Source organism: Portibacter marinus, from assembly GCF_021533195.1.
Classification (GTDB): domain Bacteria; phylum Bacteroidota; class Bacteroidia; order Chitinophagales; family Saprospiraceae; genus Portibacter; species Portibacter marinus.
Window position 1 is genome coordinate 1 of the sequence record NZ_JAJNKB010000058.1, and the last position, 1,339, is coordinate 1,339.

A 1,339-nucleotide genomic window follows, 5' to 3' on the forward strand; every position below is an offset into this window, starting at 1 on the left:
TAACATGCGATAAGGAAGTAATTTCGCTTCAGAAGAGTCCTGATTGCAAGTATTGAATGAAATATTGCTACATTAGAAAACCGATCAAGATAGAGGAAAGCGAAACTCCTCCTATCGCTGGCCGTTACCCATCATTTAGACACACTTGACAATATCAGTTTAAGATTGTATATTTGTTATACATATTTGACAATTTGTATATACTAAATAAAGTAAGCGGTCTCAAGATTGAGTGTTTAATCATCCCAATGACAAAAGAAAATATTCCAACCAAGAAAGATGGATGGAATTTCAATTGGAGACAAGAATTTAGACAGAGACCTTCAACAATATTCGTACTAATAGAAAAGAATTCCAATAAACTACATGGAGTCATTCAATTAGTTAATGATGAAGGTATGTTAATTATGGAATTGATAGAAGTTGCGCCAATAAATATCGGATCAACAAAAGAGAATGATCGAGTTGCTGGTTGTTTGATAGCTTTTGGATGTAAAGAATCTCTCAAACTTGAAAATGCGTATAAAGGATATTTGACCTTTGTTTCAAAAACAAGTCTAATCGACCTATATAAGACCAGATATTATGCTACACAGACGATTGGCCAACGAATGTACATTGATCCAATTTCTGGAGAAAAATTGATAAATAAATATTTGAAATGATGAAACAATCAAAAGATATGTTAAGCCAATTGACAAACGGTATCCTAACAGAAAAGATGGATATTGGCACAAAAGAATATGAAGACTTTAGATTATTAATACGAAGTAAAGTAGCTGAGACTCCAAAAGAAGAAAGAATCAGGATTGCCTTAATAGGATTAAAATTTCAAATAGAAGATTATCTACAATCAGATAAAGAGATTATCCCAATAGGCAATTTTGTTAAGAAATTCATCAATTTATTAGAGATCAAACAAGTCGATTTCGCAAGATATTTAGAAATAAGACCTTCCAATTTAAGTAAGATATTAAATGGCGAAAGAAGAGTTACGACAGATATGGCCGTCATATTGGAAAAACTTTCTAAAATTGATGCTGAATTATGGTTAAGGATACAGAGTAAGAATGAAATTAGGCAAGTTGAAAAGTCATATTCAGATGGAGACAAAGAGTATAATTTGATGGAGTTAATTAGCTAAGAAACGATGGGTAACATGCGTCATCACATCATGCTTCGGCTATCGCCTCGCACGCTGGATGTCGCTGGCCGTTATCTCTCAGAAAAAGATTTACAGCTTCAATCTTGATTTATACGTGTTAAATATGTACATTTACACGTAAATAGAAATCAATGGATAAGAAATTGACATTAAGCTTAAATCAAAAAGTAATCG

Annotated in this window: 2 protein-coding genes; both read left to right on the plus strand. The window is 32.3% G+C overall.

Features of this window, described 5'->3' with window-relative positions:
• Positions 1–248 precede the first annotated feature (248 nt).
• Complete coding sequence (locus tag L2567_RS20910) at positions 249–665, plus strand: hypothetical protein (RefSeq protein ID WP_235299815.1); 417 nt, start codon at positions 249–251, stop codon at positions 663–665.
• A complete protein-coding gene (locus tag L2567_RS20915) occupies positions 662–1,144 on the plus strand; it encodes a HigA family addiction module antitoxin (RefSeq protein WP_235299816.1) in 483 nt (160 codons plus the stop codon). Before L2567_RS20910 ends, L2567_RS20915 begins: the two co-directional genes overlap by 4 nt.
• Positions 1,145–1,339: the final 195 nt, after the last annotated feature.